At 71.6% G+C, this 14,402-nt stretch carries 18 protein-coding genes; 9 read left to right on the top strand and 9 right to left on the bottom strand.

Going from position 1 to position 14,402, the window contains the following annotated elements:
• On the bottom strand, positions 1-1,281 hold the full coding sequence (locus tag GRC12_RS19665) for an adenosylmethionine--8-amino-7-oxononanoate transaminase (protein ID WP_208780622.1): 1,281 nt from the start codon (positions 1,279-1,281) through the stop codon (positions 1-3).
• A complete protein-coding gene (bioB, locus tag GRC12_RS19660; RefSeq protein WP_208780621.1) occupies positions 1,274-2,485 on the bottom strand; it encodes a biotin synthase BioB in 1,212 nt (403 codons plus the stop codon). The genes GRC12_RS19665 and bioB overlap by 8 nt, the downstream gene beginning before the upstream one ends.
• A gap of 147 nt (positions 2,486-2,632) precedes the next feature.
• On the opposite strand from bioB, the gene GRC12_RS19655 reads away from it, so the two are divergent.
• Positions 2,633-3,760, top strand: a complete 1,128-nt coding sequence (locus GRC12_RS19655) for an 8-amino-7-oxononanoate synthase (RefSeq protein WP_208780620.1) — start codon at positions 2,633-2,635, stop codon at positions 3,758-3,760.
• Between the two features lie 62 nt (positions 3,761-3,822).
• Here GRC12_RS19655 and GRC12_RS19650 read toward each other — a convergent pair whose 3' ends face one another.
• Positions 3,823-4,050 (bottom strand): DUF397 domain-containing protein, encoded by a 228-nt coding sequence (locus GRC12_RS19650; RefSeq protein WP_208780619.1) that lies wholly within the window; start codon positions 4,048-4,050, stop codon positions 3,823-3,825.
• Between the two features lie 10 nt (positions 4,051-4,060).
• Positions 4,061-4,921, bottom strand: a complete 861-nt coding sequence (locus tag GRC12_RS19645) for a helix-turn-helix domain-containing protein (RefSeq protein WP_208780618.1) — start codon at positions 4,919-4,921, stop codon at positions 4,061-4,063.
• A 212-nt stretch (positions 4,922-5,133) separates the two neighbouring features.
• On the opposite strand from GRC12_RS19645, the gene GRC12_RS19640 reads away from it, so the two are divergent.
• Positions 5,134-5,592, top strand: coding sequence for an ATP-binding protein (locus GRC12_RS19640; RefSeq protein ID WP_208780617.1), 459 nt, complete (start codon positions 5,134-5,136; stop codon positions 5,590-5,592).
• A 49-nt stretch (positions 5,593-5,641) separates the two neighbouring features.
• On the opposite strand, the gene GRC12_RS19635 is transcribed toward GRC12_RS19640, so the two are convergent.
• The 4 genes from GRC12_RS19635 to GRC12_RS19620 form a co-directional block, all read right to left on the bottom strand.
• Complete coding sequence (locus tag GRC12_RS19635; RefSeq protein WP_208780616.1) at positions 5,642-6,190, bottom strand: DUF6328 family protein; 549 nt, start codon at positions 6,188-6,190, stop codon at positions 5,642-5,644.
• A gap of 80 nt (positions 6,191-6,270) precedes the next feature.
• Positions 6,271-6,744 (bottom strand): C40 family peptidase, encoded by a 474-nt coding sequence (locus tag GRC12_RS19630; RefSeq protein WP_133047596.1) that lies wholly within the window; start codon positions 6,742-6,744, stop codon positions 6,271-6,273.
• A gap of 555 nt (positions 6,745-7,299) precedes the next feature.
• A complete protein-coding gene (locus tag GRC12_RS19625) occupies positions 7,300-7,608 on the bottom strand; it encodes a hypothetical protein (protein WP_208780615.1) in 309 nt (102 codons plus the stop codon).
• 7 nt (positions 7,609-7,615) lie between these two features.
• Positions 7,616-8,251, bottom strand: coding sequence for an ATP-dependent Clp protease proteolytic subunit (locus tag GRC12_RS19620; protein ID WP_208780614.1), 636 nt, complete (start codon positions 8,249-8,251; stop codon positions 7,616-7,618).
• A gap of 88 nt (positions 8,252-8,339) precedes the next feature.
• Here GRC12_RS19620 and GRC12_RS19615 point away from each other — a divergent pair, with 88 nt between their 5' ends.
• Positions 8,340-8,618: a type II toxin-antitoxin system Phd/YefM family antitoxin gene (locus tag GRC12_RS19615; RefSeq protein WP_133047599.1), complete on the top strand. Its 279-nt coding sequence runs from the start codon at positions 8,340-8,342 to the stop codon at positions 8,616-8,618.
• Between the two features lie 207 nt (positions 8,619-8,825).
• Here the strand turns inward: GRC12_RS19615 and GRC12_RS19610 are convergent, their stop codons facing one another.
• The gene (locus GRC12_RS19610) at positions 8,826-9,824 is read right to left on the bottom strand and encodes an ABC transporter permease (protein WP_208780613.1); all 999 of its coding nucleotides are present in this window, start codon (positions 9,822-9,824) and stop codon (positions 8,826-8,828) included.
• Positions 9,825-9,937: 113 nt separating this feature from the next.
• On the opposite strand from GRC12_RS19610, the gene GRC12_RS19605 reads away from it, so the two are divergent.
• From GRC12_RS19605 to ureG, 6 genes are all read left to right on the top strand, one after another.
• On the top strand, positions 9,938-10,588 hold the full coding sequence (locus tag GRC12_RS19605; RefSeq protein ID WP_208780612.1) for a TetR/AcrR family transcriptional regulator: 651 nt from the start codon (positions 9,938-9,940) through the stop codon (positions 10,586-10,588).
• Positions 10,589-10,677: 89 nt separating this feature from the next.
• On the top strand, positions 10,678-10,980 hold the full coding sequence (locus tag GRC12_RS19600; protein ID WP_037782101.1) for an urease subunit gamma: 303 nt from the start codon (positions 10,678-10,680) through the stop codon (positions 10,978-10,980).
• Positions 10,981-10,994: 14 nt separating this feature from the next.
• Entirely contained in the window at positions 10,995-11,306 is a 312-nt protein-coding gene (locus GRC12_RS19595; protein ID WP_133047602.1) for an urease subunit beta, read from the top strand.
• Positions 11,299-13,020 carry an urease subunit alpha gene (locus GRC12_RS19590; RefSeq protein ID WP_208780611.1) on the top strand — a complete coding sequence of 574 codons (1,722 nt, stop codon included), beginning with the start codon at positions 11,299-11,301 and terminating at the stop codon, positions 13,018-13,020. Before GRC12_RS19595 ends, GRC12_RS19590 begins: the two co-directional genes overlap by 8 nt.
• Positions 13,020-13,694, top strand: coding sequence for an urease accessory protein UreF (locus GRC12_RS19585; protein ID WP_208780610.1), 675 nt, complete (start codon positions 13,020-13,022; stop codon positions 13,692-13,694). The genes GRC12_RS19590 and GRC12_RS19585 overlap by 1 nt, the downstream gene beginning before the upstream one ends.
• Positions 13,695-13,772: 78 nt before the next feature.
• Positions 13,773-14,402: urease accessory protein UreG (ureG, locus tag GRC12_RS19580; protein WP_208780609.1), on the top strand; the 630-nt coding region annotated here is incomplete at its 3' end.

Here is a 14,402-nt window from a genome sequence, read left to right as displayed (position 1 = left end):
TCAACCCTCCCGCGCCGCCGCGCACACCGCGCGCGCGATCCGTGCCACGTCCGCGTCCCCCGCGACGTACGGCGGCATCGTGTAGACCAGGTCGCGGAAGGGCCGCAGCCACACGCCCTCGCGCACGGCCGCCTCCGTCGCGGCCTTCATGTCGACGGCGTGGTCCAGTTGCACGACCCCGATGGCGCCCAGGACCCGTACGTCCCGCACCCCCGGAAGCTCACGCGCCGGTTCCAGCCCCTCCCGGAGCCCCGCCTCGATGCGCTTGACCTCCGCGAGCCAGTCCTGGCCGAGCAGCAGCCCGATCGAGGCGCAGGCGACGGAGGCGGCCAGCGGGTTGCCCATGAAGGTCGGCCCGTGGGCGAGCACCGGGACCTCGCCCCGCGAGATGCCCTCGGCGACCCTCGGGGTGCACAGGGTCGCCGCCATGGTCAGGTAGCCGCCGGTCAGCGCCTTGCCGACACACATCACGTCCGGCGTGACGGCCGCGTGCTCCGCCGCGAACAGCGCGCCCGTCCGGCCGAAACCGGTCGCGATCTCGTCGAAGACCAGCAGCACGTCGTGCGCGTCGCACGCCTCGCGCAGCACCCGCAGATAGGCGGGGGAGTGGAACCGCATCCCGCCCGCGCCCTGCACCACCGGCTCGACGATGACGGCGGCCAGCTCGTCGGCGTGCTCGGCGATGGAGGAGCGCAGCCGCTCGGCGTACGCCTCCTCGTACTCGGCCGGGGGCGCGTCGACGAACACCTGGCGCGGCAGCACCCCGGTCCACAGTTCGTGCATCCCGCCCTCGGGATCGCACACCGACATCGGCTGCCAGGTGTCGCCGTGGTAGCCGCCGCGCCAGGTCAGCAGCCGCTGTTTCGCGGGCCGCCCGAGGGAACGCCAGTACTGCAGGCACATCTTGACCGCGACCTCGACCGACACCGAGCCGGAGTCGGCGAGGAAGACATGCTCCAGACCGTCAGGAGACATGTCGACAAGGAGCTTCGCGAGGCGTACGGCGGGCTCGTGGGTGAGCCCGCCGAACATCACATGGCTCATCCGGCCGAGCTGCTCGCGCGCGGCCTCGTTGAGCACCGGGTGGTTGTAGCCGTGGATCGCCGACCACCAGGACGACATGCCGTCGACCAGCTCGCCCGAGCCGTCCGCCATCCGCAGCCGCACCCCGCTCGCCGACTCCACGACGAGCGGTTCGGTCCGGCCGGGCATCGGCCCGTAGGGATGCCAGACGTGCCGCCGGTCCAGCTCCAGCAGCTCGGGGACGGGCAGGTCAGGCATTGGGCGCGAGGTCCGTTCCGGCACCGCGCCGGCGCACGGCGACCAGGTCGGTGCGGGGCTCCGCCGCGACCGCCGCCGTACCGCACACCCCGCCGGCCTCGTGCGAGCCGCACCCGGCGCCGTCGTGGGAGCCGCAGCCCGCGTCCTCGTGGGACCCGCAGCCCGCACTCTCGTGCGAGCCGCAGCCGCCGCCGGCCCTCACCCGGTGCTCCGGCAGGGTCACCTGGTCGGTGCCCTCCACCTCGAACCCGGCGTCCGCGATCATCTCCAGGTCGGCCTGGCCGGCCTGGCCCTCGGTGGTCAGGTAGTCGCCGAGGAAGATGGAGTTGGCCAGATGCAGGGCGAGCGGCTGCTGGGTGCGCAGATGCACCTCGCGGCCGCCCGCGATGCGCACCTCGATGTCCGGGCAGACGAACCGCACCATCGCCAGGATGCGCAGACAGCGCTGCGGGGTGAGGTGCCACTCCTTGGCCAGCGGGGTGCCCTCGACCGGGATCAGGAAGTTGACCGGAACGGAGTCCGGGTCCAGCTCGCGCAGCGAGAACACGACGTCGACCAGGTCCTCGTCGCTCTCGCCCATGCCGGCGATCAGACCCGAGCAGGCCGACAGACCGGCCGCGTGCGCCTTGGTCACGGTGTCCACGCGGTCGGCGTAGGTGTGCGTGGTCGTGATGTCCCCGTACGTCGACTCCGACGTGTTGAGGTTGTGGTTGTAGGCGTCCGCGCCCGCCTCGCGCAGCCGCTCGGCCTGGCCGTCGGAGAGCAGACCCAGGCAGGCGCACACCTCGACGCCCTCGTTCTGGTCCTTGATCGCCTTGATGGTGCCCGCGACCCGGTCGATGTCCCGGTCGGTCGGACCGCGCCCGGACGCCACCAGGCACACCCGCTTGGCGCCGCCCGCCAGGCCGGCCGCCGCGGCCTTGGAGGCCTCGTCCGGCTTGAGCCAGGTGTACTTGAGGATGCCCGTGTCGGACCCGAGGCGCTGGGAGCAGTAGGAGCAGTCCTCGGGACACAAGCCGGACTTGAGGTTGACGAGGTAATTCAGTTTCACCCGCCGTCCGAACCAGTGCCGGCGCACCTTTCCGGCCGCGGCTACCACGTCGAGCAGGTCGTCGTCGGAAGTGGCGAGGACGGCCAGAGCTTCCTCGCGGGTCGGCAGCTCGCGCCGAAGCCCCTTGTCCACCAGCGTGTTCAGCAGGTCCATGAGAGCCGATCCTGTCTTACCGACCCGTCCCGGGCCAAGGAGAGATTGAACAACAGCCGCACTTCGCCGTGTGTGGATTGCCACACCATGGGGTGCGGCCCGTGCGACTAGTGTCTGTCCACTGCCTACAAAATCCCCGGAGGAGCCATGGCGTTCGGCTGGATCGACGAGCAGGCGGAACTGCGCCGCCGCGCCGGACTCGTACGGACCCTGCGGCCGCGCCCGGCCGACTCGCCGCTGCTGGACCTCGCCAGCAACGACTACCTGGGACTGGCCCGTCACCCCGAGGTCGCAGAGGGGGCGGCCGCGGCGGCGCGCACCTGGGGCGGCGGCTCGACCGGCTCCCGGCTCGTCACCGGGACCACGGAACTGCACACCGAGCTGGAGCGGGAGCTGGCCGGGTTCTGCGGGTTCGAGGCGGCGCTGGTCTTCTCCTCCGGCTACGCGGCCAATCTCGCCGCCGTCACCGCGCTGGCCCCGCACGGCTCGCTGATCGTCTCCGACGCCGGCAACCACGCCTCGCTGATCGACGGCTGCCGACTCGCCCGGGGTGTCACCCAGGTGGTGCCGCACTCCGACCCGGAGGCGGTGCGCAAGGCGCTGCGGACGGGGGAGGGTCCCGCGGTCGTCGTGTCCGACACGGTGTTCTCCGTCGACGGTGACGCCGCCCCGCTGGCCGCGTACGCCGCCGCGTGCCGGGAGCGCGGTGCCGGTCTGGTGGTCGACGACGCCCACGGACTCGGCGTCCTGGGCGACGGCGGCCGGGGTGCCGCGCAGGCGGCGGGCCTGGCGGGCGCCGAGGACGTGGTGGTCACGGTCACGCTGTCCAAGTCGCTCGGCAGCCAGGGCGGAGCGGTCCTCGGCCCGGCCCGGGTCATCGACCATCTGGTCAACGCGGCCCGCACGTTCATCTTCGACACGGGCCTCGCCCCCGCGGCGGCGGGCGCGGCCCTTGCGGCGCTGAGGCTGCTGCGCCGTGAGCCGGAGCGGGCGGCACGGGCCCGTGGGGTGGCCGCCGACCTGCACGCACGGCTGACCGCCGCGGGCCATGAGGCGGTACGCCCCGACGCCGCGGTCGTCTCGGTGCGCGCGCCGTCCCCGGAGGGGGCCGTGCGGTGGGCGGCCGACTGCCGTACGGCAGGCCTCGCCGTGGGCTGTTTCCGTCCTCCTTCCGTGCCCGACGGCATCTCCCGGCTCAGGCTCACCGCCCGCGCGGACCTCTCCGAGGCGCAGGTGGAACACGCTGTACGGGTGATCGGGGAAACGCGACCATGAGTCGGCGTGACACGGCCGAGCCTCGTCCGATCAAAATCGATCAGAAACTGTTCAGTAGGTGATTAGGGTCGGAACGCGGCGGTGAACTCCGCCCAGCTCTCGGGGGAGAAGAGCAGCGCGGGTCCGGCCGGGTCCTTGGAGTCGCGCACCGCGAGCAGCCCGGCCGCCGGGCCGGAGTGCGGCAGCGCCGTCTCGACGCAGTTGTTCGCTCCCGTGCTGTAGCTGCTGCGCAGCCATCGCACGCCGTGCAGGTCGGTGCTGGTGGGAAGGGTCCGAGGCAGTGCGGTCATGGGTGCCTCCTCACGCGCCGTCATCCAGACCGGCGAGGTAATCCAGCGAGTCCTCGGGCGAAAGGGCGTGGATCCGAAGGGTGTTGAAGGCCTCCGTATAGGCCTGGAGGTCTTCTTTCCGTTCGAGGTAGAGGCTACTCGTCAAGTGGTCGAGAACAACCACATCCAGATCAGAAGTGCTCGAAAATGAGAAGATTACGAAAGGCCCGGTGATGCCCACATGGGCCCCGGCCGTGAACGGCAGTACCTGGAGCCGCACTTGGGGCAGCCGCGCCGCCTCCATCAGCCGCTGCCGCTGGCGGGCCATGACGTCCGGGCCGCCGATCTCCCGGTGCAGCACCGCCTCGTCGAGGATGGCGCTCAGCTCCAGCGGCGGATCCGCCCTGAGCACGTCCTGCCGGGCCAGCCGCACCTCCACCAGCGCGTCCAGCCGTTCGTCGTCCAGACCGCCGACGGCGGCCCGGGTCACCGCCCGCGCGTACTCGGGCGTCTGCAACAGCCCCGGCACGACCGAGGTCTCCAGGGTGCGCATCGCGCTCGCCTGGGACTCCAGACTGATGAAGTCGCGGTAGGTCGGCGGGAGTACGCCCCGGTAGGCGTGCCACCAGTGATGCCGGCCCACGCCCTCGTCGGACCCCGCCAACACCAGCAGCAGCTCTCGCAGTTGGGCGTCGGCGACACCGTAGGCGTCCAGGAGTAACCGCACATCGGCCGGTTTCACCCCGCTGGAGCCGGTCTCGATACGGCTCACCTTCGACTGGTGCCAGCCCACCAGCCGGGCCGCCTCACCGCTCGTGAGCCCCGCGCTCGTGCGCAACGCACGCAGTTCGGTGCCCAGCTTCCGACGGCGCACCGCGGGACCGTGCAGCATGCGCTACTCCTTACTCCTTCCGGGCCACCCAAATACGGCCTCTCGTCGCAGAGTTCACCGCTTTGAGCGACAGATATATGCATATCTTGGTGGATCGGCACCGTGACCGGCGCGGCAATGGCAGTCTGGCGAAGAAGCACCAGTCCGGGACCGTACTCGAACCATCCGCTCCGTGTCGGACTCCGGTCCCGTGGGAAAGGGACGACGTCGTCATGGCAGACCATCTGGAAGCATCCGTCACTCTGCCGAGCGAGCCGGCCTCGGTCTCCGCGGCCCGCGGCTATGTCGTCACGACCCTGGTGGAGTGGGGGCTGGGCGCCGACACGGAGATCGCCGACACCATCCGCCTGATCGTCTCCGAACTCGCCACCAACGCCGTACAGCACACCTTCGGTCAGTCCCCCACCTTCACGGTGGACATCCGGCTCGACCGTGACGAACACCTGTGCATCGGGGTCACCGACAGCCATCCGCGCTTCCCCAAGCGACTGCCGGCCGCCGTGCAGCAGGACAACGGCCGCGGGATGGTGATCATCCGCTGGCTGGCCGCCGAGTGCGGCGGCAGACTGCTCGTCCGGCCCACCAGGGAGGGCGGCAAGACGGTCTCCATCGAGCTCCCGTGGACCGTGACGGCGCAGCCGCCCGTCACGGCGGGGCAGCAGGAGCCGTAGGAGCCCCCGGCGGCGCCACTACGGCGAGATAACGGCCTATGGCCCCTCTCTACGACCGGTGCGCCATCTCCCGGTCCTCCGCGTCCTCGGTCCGCGGCTCCACGGGCCGTGAGCCGGTCTGCGAGCGCGCGGCCCGGCGCACCAGACGCGGCAGCAACCCCCACAGCCCCACACACACCAGCAGAGTCGCCGCTCCCGCCGCCAGCCCGCCGGTGAGATCCGTGGTCACGTCCACCACCAGCAGCACCGATCCGGTGAACGCGAGGACGAGCACCCCCATGCCGACGGTCGCCAGTCGTGAGGAGACCTGCACGATCAGCGGCTTCGCGCCCTTCTGGAACAGCGAGCGGTGCAGGGCCGCCGGGGCGGTGAACAGCGCGGCGGCGAGGACCGCCAGCAGCAGCGTGGTGACGTACGTGGCGCGCTGGAAGGCGTCGAGGGAGGTGAAGCGCTGGGTGAAGGCCAGGCTGAGCAGGAAGGCGAAGAGGATCTGCACACCGGTCTGGGTGACGCGCAGCTCCTGCAGCAGCTCGACGAAGTTGCGGTCGGCGCGCTCCAGCGGCGTCTCGTTGCGTGCGGATGGATGGTGGTGGTCCATGGGGTACGGGTAACCATTCCGGCCCCCGTCAGGCCCGTGGGGCGGCGGCGGGTCAGGTCCGCCGCCGCCCCACGGGAGAGTCAGCTGACCCGGCCGTACCAGACGCTCTTGGTCCAGATCTTCTGCAGCCTCACCACGTCCCCGGTCTTGGGGGCGTGCCAGATCTTCCCCTTCCCGGCGTAGATGCCCACGTGGTAGACGTTCGACCCCGAGTGGAAGAACACGAGGTCTCCGGCCTTGCGGCTCTTCGCGGAGATGTGGTGGGTCTTGTTGTACTGCTGGGCCGCCGTACGGGGCAGCTTCTTGCCCGCCGCCTTGTACGAGTACAGCGTGAGGCCGGAGCAGTCGAAGCGGCGAGGTCCGGTGGCGCCCCACTTGTACGGGGAACCCTTTTTGGACGCCGCTACCTGAAGCGCCTTCGTCGCCGGCGTCGCGGCCGCGGCGTCGGATGCGACGCCCGGGATCACGACGGAGCCGCCCACGGCGGCCAGGGTGAGAGCCGAGGCCGTACCGGCCCGGACCATCAGCGACGGGACACGATTGAGCGCAGTCATGCGCAACCCTTCGTCAGCCGCCTGTGAAGGATGACCTGTCGGATTCGGGCTGGCGAAGTTGCCCGGCCGCTGACGCGGCTTCACCCCAAGGGCTGCTCGGGCTCGGTCATGGCGTGACCGTCCCGGCGACCCGTCGTGCTTGGGTCCTCCACTCCTGCCGATCCACTTCCTGTCGACCGGTCATCCGGGCGGCGGCAGGACTCGGCGTCCGCCCGGACCGCCCCGCCGCTGTGGCGGGGGCTTGTCGTCAGACAGGGATCTTGACTCACGGATGTCCGAAAATCCCAATGGAATCGGGGGTTTGTGTTGTTACTCACCACTCACCCGTTCGGGTGGACACCCCTGTGTTCGAGGCGGCGTAGACGACCCCGAGGAGGCTCGGACCAGGCATGGAATGTCCCATTCCGCCCTGAGGCTACGCGCGTTGCGCAACTTGAACGGTCGCGAAAAAGGATCCGCGTCTACTCCAAAGGGGGGTACGCCATTTGGTCCGTTTCAACGCCGGTCCGGACGGCCCCGCGACCCGGCCGGGGCGTCCGCACCTCTGGACGCCCGTCAACTGGCGGAGTCCGGCGGCACGGTGACCCGGGCCGTGCGCCGCTCCCCGTCCAGCACCCGAAGCGCCCGCCGCAGCGTCTCGGCGTGCAGCTCCGTCTCACCGCGCTGGTGCATCAGGGCGAGCGCGTCGCGCAGTTCGGCCGCCTTGGCCACCAGCGCCTGGGCGGCACGCAGTCCGCGATACGTGTCCCCGTGGTGCGCCGGGTTGATCCGGCCCAGCAGGTCGACGACGTCGAGATAACGGTCGATCAGCTCGCCCTCGGCGCGGGTGAGCGCGGGCAGCGGAGGGAGTTCGGGTGGCAGCACCGGCCGCTCACCTCCCGCTGGGCGGCGCGAGGGTGTCCTTGCGGCTGGGGATGATCCGGTCCACCAGCCCGTACTCCAGGGCGCCCTGGGCGTCGAGGATCTTGTCCCGCTCGATGTCCGCGCTCACCTGCTCCGGGCTGCGGCCGGTGTGCCGCACCAGCATCTCCTCCAGCCGGGCCCGCGTCCGGGTCAACTCCGCGGCCTGGATGGCCAGATCGCTGGCCTGACCCTGCACCGGTTCGTAGAGCGCCGGCTGGTGGAGCACCACCCGGGCGCCCGGCAGCGCGGCGCGCTTGCCCGGGGTGCCGGCCGCCAGCAGCACGGCGGCGGACGAACCGGCCTGGCCCAGGCAGACCGTCTCCACGTCGCAGCCGACGTACTGGATCGTGTCGTAGATCGCCGACATCGCGGTGAACGAGCCGCCCGGGGAGTTGATGTACAGCGCGATGTCCCGGTCCGGGTCCTGGTACTCGAGGTGCATGAACTGCGCCATCATGTCGTTCGCCGAGGTGTCGTCGATCTGCGTGCCGAGAAAGACGATCCGCTCCTCCAGCAGCTTCGAGTACGGATCCATCGTCCGGTGCCCGGAGCTCGTGCGTTCGGTGAACTCGGGCAGGACGTAACGGGCGGACGGTCGGGTCATGGCATACCCCTCCTCGCGGCAGAGCGATCTCTCGCTGAGCTGTCTCTGTAAAAAATGTACAGGATGTACGTGACGTTATGATGGGGGTATGGCCTACGAGATTCCGGTGACGCAAGCCAGGGCTGAACTCGCCGACCTGATCAACCGGGTGGTGTACGGCGGCGAGCGCGTCGTCGTGACACGGCACGGCAAACCCCTCGTCGCCCTCGTCTCCGCCGCCGACCTGGAACGGCTCGACGCGCTCGACCAGCCCGCCGACGAGCAGGTGATCAGCGCGGTCTCCTCGGTGCGCGAGGTGACGTCCGCTCCCCGCGAACAACAGCGCTTCGGCATCGCCGCGCACCACCGGGGGCCGGGCGCCTCCTAGGGCCTGTTGCGACAGTCCCGCCGGCCGCCCTGAGGGCCGGCCCTGCGGTGGTCATGGGGATCCTCCCGCGCGAGATCGTTCGAGTGCGCCGGGCGTCGCAGGCCGGCCGCGTCACCAACGTGTCCGGTCAGGACATCTGGGGGCACTGGAAAGACCGTGCGCCCCTTCCACTGCGGCGGGGCGCACGGCTGGTTCCGGGGCGCGCGGTCAGCCCACCGGGGTGAGCTCCCGCCCGGTGACCGCCTCGGTGGCGGGGGTGCGCCTCTGGAGCCCGCTGCCGAGCAGGACCGCACCCAGGCCCAGCGCGGCCCACCAGGTCAGCGTCAGCGCGGGCCCGGCCGCGGCGGCGCCGTCGAAGTAAGACACCGAGCGCAGCAGGGTCGCGCCGGCGCCCGGCGGCAGCCACTGGCCGATCGTGCCCACCGGCTCGGGCAGCAGCCGCGGCGCCGAGGCCGCGCCCGAGAACGGGTTGCCGAGCAGCATCACCACCCCCGCGCCCAGCGCGATGCCGGCCTGTCCGAGCAGCGCCGAGAGTCCCGCGACCGCGGCGCTCACGGCCAGCGTTACGAGACCCAGCACACCGGCCTCCGTCCACCAGTCCCCGGTCAGCACCCCGAGCCAGCTGTGCGCGATGCCGGCCGCCACCGCGCCCACCAGGGCGGCGGCACCGACCAGCGCGGCCACGGCACGGCCGCCGCGCAGGCCGAGCAGGCTCACCACCGCGCCGGCCGCGATCCCGGCCAGGGCGAGCGGCAGCACGCTGGAGTTCAGGACCGCGCCACGCGGGTCCTTCGCCGGGGTGGGAACCACGTCCACGGTCCGGATCGGGGTGTCGGCCGGCGCCTGGGCCACCGCCTGCTGCAGCAGTTGCGCGACCACCGGGCTCGCGGCCGAGGCGGTCAGCAGCTCCGGGCCCCGGGGGGTGACGGCGACCGCTCCGTATACGGTCCGGTTCTCCACGGCTCGGCGGGCGGCGGCCTCGTCGGCGTAGTGGTGGATCTCGAACGCCCCCTTGTGCCGCGTCAGTTGCTGCTCGACCTGGGCCGTGGCCGCGGCCGGTCCGGCCACGCCGAGCGGCAGGTCGCGGGGCGCGGTGCGGGCGGCCGGCCAGGCGAAGGCCCACAGGGCGAGGGCGGCGAGGACCGGGACGAGTACGACGACCGCGATCAGGCGGCGAGCGGGGGGCCTGGTGCGGGTGGCGGACATGGGGCACCTTTCGGAGGTCGGCAAAAAGAAGGATCGTTCGTTTTAAGTTCTCCATCACCGTCCCTCCGTCGCCTCCGCTTGTCAAGAAGGAATGTTCGTTTTATTTTGGCGGCATGGCCCGCGTATCCCAGGAACACCTCGACGCCCGCCGCCGGCAGATCCTCGACGGCGCGGCGCGCTGCTTCGCCCGCAACGGCTTCCACGCCACGTCCATGCAGGATGTGCTGAAGGAGGTCGACCTGTCCGCCGGGGCCGTGTACCGCTACTTCAGCGGCAAGGAGGAGCTGATCGCCGCGATCGTGCGCGAGGTGCTCGCCCAGGTGCACGAGGGCTTCGAGGAGGTCGCCCGCAGCAGCCCGCCCCCGCCGCCCGACCTCCTCGTGACGTCGGTCCTCAGTCGTGTCCTGGCCGCCAAGGAGGACCTGACCGTGGACGGCCGGCCCGCGCTCCCGGGACTGGTGATCCAGGTGTGGGCGGAGACGCTGCGCAACGACGACCTGGCGGCCGTGCTGCGCGAGGGCTACGGCGCCGTCCAGGAAACCTGGTCCCGGATCGTCGCCGCCTACCAGGAGGCCGGGATCATGCGGCCGGACGTGACCCCCGACCACGTGGCCCGCACGATGATGGCCACCGCGATGGGCTTCATCGCCCAGCAGGCCCTGTTCGGCCCGGCGCCCGCCGAGATCCTGGGGGACGGTCTACGGGCGTTGACGAGCGTGCGGGATCACAGCGCGGTTAACGTGCCTGAAACGCGGTCCAACTAGCCTGCCGATCCACGCCACCAGGGACTTTGCCCCGTGGCTGCGTCGACCGGGCCCCGCACGGGCCCGGAGCGAGGACTGTGAGGTGGGACGTGCAACTGACCCCGCACGAGCAAGAGAGGCTGCTCATCCACGTGGCGGCCGACGTGGCCGAGAAGCGCAGGGCGCGCGGGCTGAGGCTCAACCACCCCGAGGCGGTCGCCCTCATCACCTCACACATCCTCGAAGGCGCCCGCGACGGCCGCACCGTCGCCGAGCTCATGGCCTCCGGACGCAAACTCCTCACCCGCGACGACGTCATGGAGGGCATCCCCGAGATGATCCACGACGTCCAGGTCGAGGCCACCTTCCCGGACGGCACCAAGCTCGTCACCGTCCACGACCCGATCGTCTGACGGGGAGGGCCGCCGTGATTCCCGGAGAGATCCTCTTCGCCGAGGACCCGATCGTCTACAACGAGGGCCGCGAGGTCACCCGTCTGACCGTCCTCAACGCCGCCGACCGCCCCGTCCAGGTCGGCTCCCACTACCACTTCGCCGAGGCCAACCCCGGCCTGGAGTTCGACCGCGCCGCCGCGCACGGCAGGCGTCTGAACATCGCCGCCGGTACGGCCGTGCGCTTCGAACCCGGCATCCCCGTCGACGTCGAACTCGTCCCGATCAGCGGCGCCCGGATCGTGCCCGGCCTGCGCGGGCAGACCGGAGGTGCCCTCGATGCCTGAGATCTCCCGAGCCGCGTACGCCGACCTGTTCGGCCCCACCACCGGCGACCGCATCCGGCTCGCCGACACCGATCTCGTCGTCGAGATCGAGGAGGATCGTTCCGGCGGTCCCCAACTAGCCGGTGACGAGGCCGTGTTCGGCGGTGGCAAGGTCATCCGCGAGTCCATGGGCCAGTCGCGCGCCACACGGGCGGAGGGCACACCGGACACCGTCATCACCGGCGCGGTGATCGTCGACCACTGGGGCATCGTCAAGGCCGACGTCGGCATCCGGGACGGCCGGATCACCGGGATCGGCAAGGCCGGCAACCCCGACACCATGGACGGGGTCGACCCGGACCTGGTCATCGGCCCGGAGACCGAGGTCATCGCGGGCAACGGGCGGATCCTGACGGCGGGCGCGGTCGACGCGCACGTCCACTTCATCTGCCCGCAGATCGCCGACGAGGCGCTGTCCGCCGGCATCACGACCCTGGTGGGCGGCGGCACGGGCCCGGCCGAGGGCTCGAAGGCGACGACGGTCACGCCCGGGCCGTGGCATCTGGCGCGCATGCTGGAGGCGATGGAGCAGTACCCGCTCAACATCGGCTTCCTCGGCAAGGGCAACACCGTCTCGCACGAGGCGATGCTGTCGCAGATCCGGGGCGGCGCGCTCGGCCTGAAGCTGCACGAGGACTGGGGGTCGACCCCGGCCGTCATCGACGCCTCGCTGACGGTGGCGGACCGCACCGGCATCCAGGTCGCCATCCACACCGACACCCTCAACGAGGCCGGGTTCGTCGGCGACACGCTCGCCGCGATCAACGGCCGCGGCATCCACGCGTACCACACCGAGGGCGCGGGCGGCGGGCACGCGCCGGACATCATGACCGTGGTCTCCGAGCCGCACGTCCTGCCGAGTTCGACGAACCCGACGCGCCCCTACACCGTCAACACCGCCGAGGAACACCTCGACATGCTGATGGTGTGCCACCACCTCAACCCGGCGGTCCCGGAGGACCTGGCCTTCGCCGAGTCGCGGATCCGGCCCTCCACCATCGGCGCCGAGGACATCCTGCACGACCTGGGCGCCATCTCGATCATCTCCTCCGACTCCCAGGCCATGGGCCGGGTCGGCGAGATCGTCCTGCGCACCTGGCAGACGGCGCACGTGATGAAACGGCGGCGGGGCGCGCTGCCCGGCGACGGACGGGCGGACAACCACCGGGTACGGCGCTATGTCGCCAAGTACACGATCAACCCCGCGCTCGCCCAGGGACTGGCCCGGGAGATCGGCTCCGTGGAGAGCGGGAAGCTCGCCGACCTGGTCTTGTGGGAGCCTGCGTTCTTCGGGGTCAAGCCGCATCTCGTGCTCAAGGGCGGACAGATCGCGTACGCGCAGATGGGCGACGCCAACGCGTCCATCCCGACGCCGCAGCCGATCCTGCCCCGGCCGATGTACGGCGCGATCGGGCGGGCTCCCGCCGCCAACTCCTTCAACTTCGTGGCGCCGTTGGCGATCGAGGACGGGCTGCCGGAGCGGCTGCAACTGGGCAAGCGGTTCGTCGCCATCGAGTCGACGCGCGGGGTGACCAAGGCGGACATGCGGGAGAACGACGCCCGGCCGCGGGTGCGGGTCGATCCCGACAGCTTCGCCGTGCACATCGACGGCGAGCTCGTCGAGGCGACTCCGGCCGCCGAACTGCCCATGGCCCAGCGTTACTTCCTGTTCTGATGTCCAGGGCCGCACTACTGGTTCTGGCCGACGGGCGGTTCCCCGCCGGAGGGCACGCGCACTCCGGCGGGGCGGAGGCGGCCGTGAAGGCGGGGCGCCTCAGCGGCGCCGCGAGCCTGGAGGACTTCTGCCGGGGGCGCCTGCACACGGCGGGGCTGGTCGCCGCCGCGCTGGCCGCCGCCGCCGTACTCGGCGTGGCCCCGGGCGAGTTGGACGCGGCCGCGGAGGCGCGCACGCCGTCCCCCGCCCTGCGCCTCGCCGCGCGCAGACTCGGCCGGCAGCTGATGCGCGCCGCCCGGGCGACCTGGCCCTCGGACGAACTCGACGCCGTCGCACGGCAGTTCCCGAAGGGCGCCCATCAGCCCGTGGTGCTCGGGCTCGCCGCTCGGGCGGCCGGACTGGATCCCGTCGACGCCGCCTACTGCGCGGCCTACGAGAGCGTGAGCGGGCCGGCGAGCGCGACGGTGCGGTTGCTGAGCCTGGACCCCTTCGACGCGACCGGAGTCCTCGCCCGACTGGCGCCCGAACTCGACCTGGTCGTCGACCGGGCGACGGAGGCCGCTCGGCGGGTGGCCGACGACGGGGTCGACGCGCTGCCCGCGAGTTCCGCGCCCCTGCTGGAAGTCGGCGCCGAGACGCACGCGGCCTGGGCCGTCCGCCTCTTCGCGTCGTAACCGCCGAGTCCGCCTCGCGGCACGCATTCATCCCCGTACCCCCCGTTTTTCGCCTCACATCCCCCTGGAGCCGTACCCATGCACCTCGACCACTCCCACGACGGCCCCTCCGCCGTCAGCGCCGACGCCCGCCGGCCCGACGGATCGCGCCGTGCCCTGCGGATCGGGCTCGGCGGGCCCGTCGGCTCCGGGAAGACCGCCACCGTGGCCGCCCTCTGCCGCGCGCTGCGCGACGAGCTGTCCCTCGCCGTCGTCACCAACGACATCTACACCCGCGAGGACGCCGAGTTCCTGCTCCGGGAGGCCGTGTTGCCGCCCGAGCGGATCAGCGCCGTGGAGACGGGCGCCTGCCCGCACACCGCCATCCGGGACGACATCTCCGCCAACCTGGAGGCCGTCGAGGACCTCGAGGACGAGGTGGGTCCGCTCGATCTCATCCTGGTCGAGTCCGGTGGGGACAACCTCACCGCGACCTTCTCCAAGGGGCTCGTGGACGCGCAGATCTTCGTGATCGACGTCGCGGGCGGGGACGACATCCCGCGCAAGGGAGGGCCAGGTGTCACCACCGCCGACCTGCTCGTCGTCAACAAGACCGATCTCGCGCCGTACGTGGGCTCCGATCTGGAGCGGATGGCCGCGGACGCCAAGGCGCAGCGGGCCGAACTGCCGGTGGTGTTCCAGTCGTTGAGAGGCGGGGCGGGGGTCGGG

This window comes from Streptomyces griseorubiginosus (assembly GCF_017614965.1).
GTDB lineage: Bacteria > Actinomycetota > Actinomycetes > Streptomycetales > Streptomycetaceae > Streptomyces > Streptomyces griseorubiginosus_B.
This window is presented reverse-complemented; position numbering and strand designations above follow the sequence as displayed.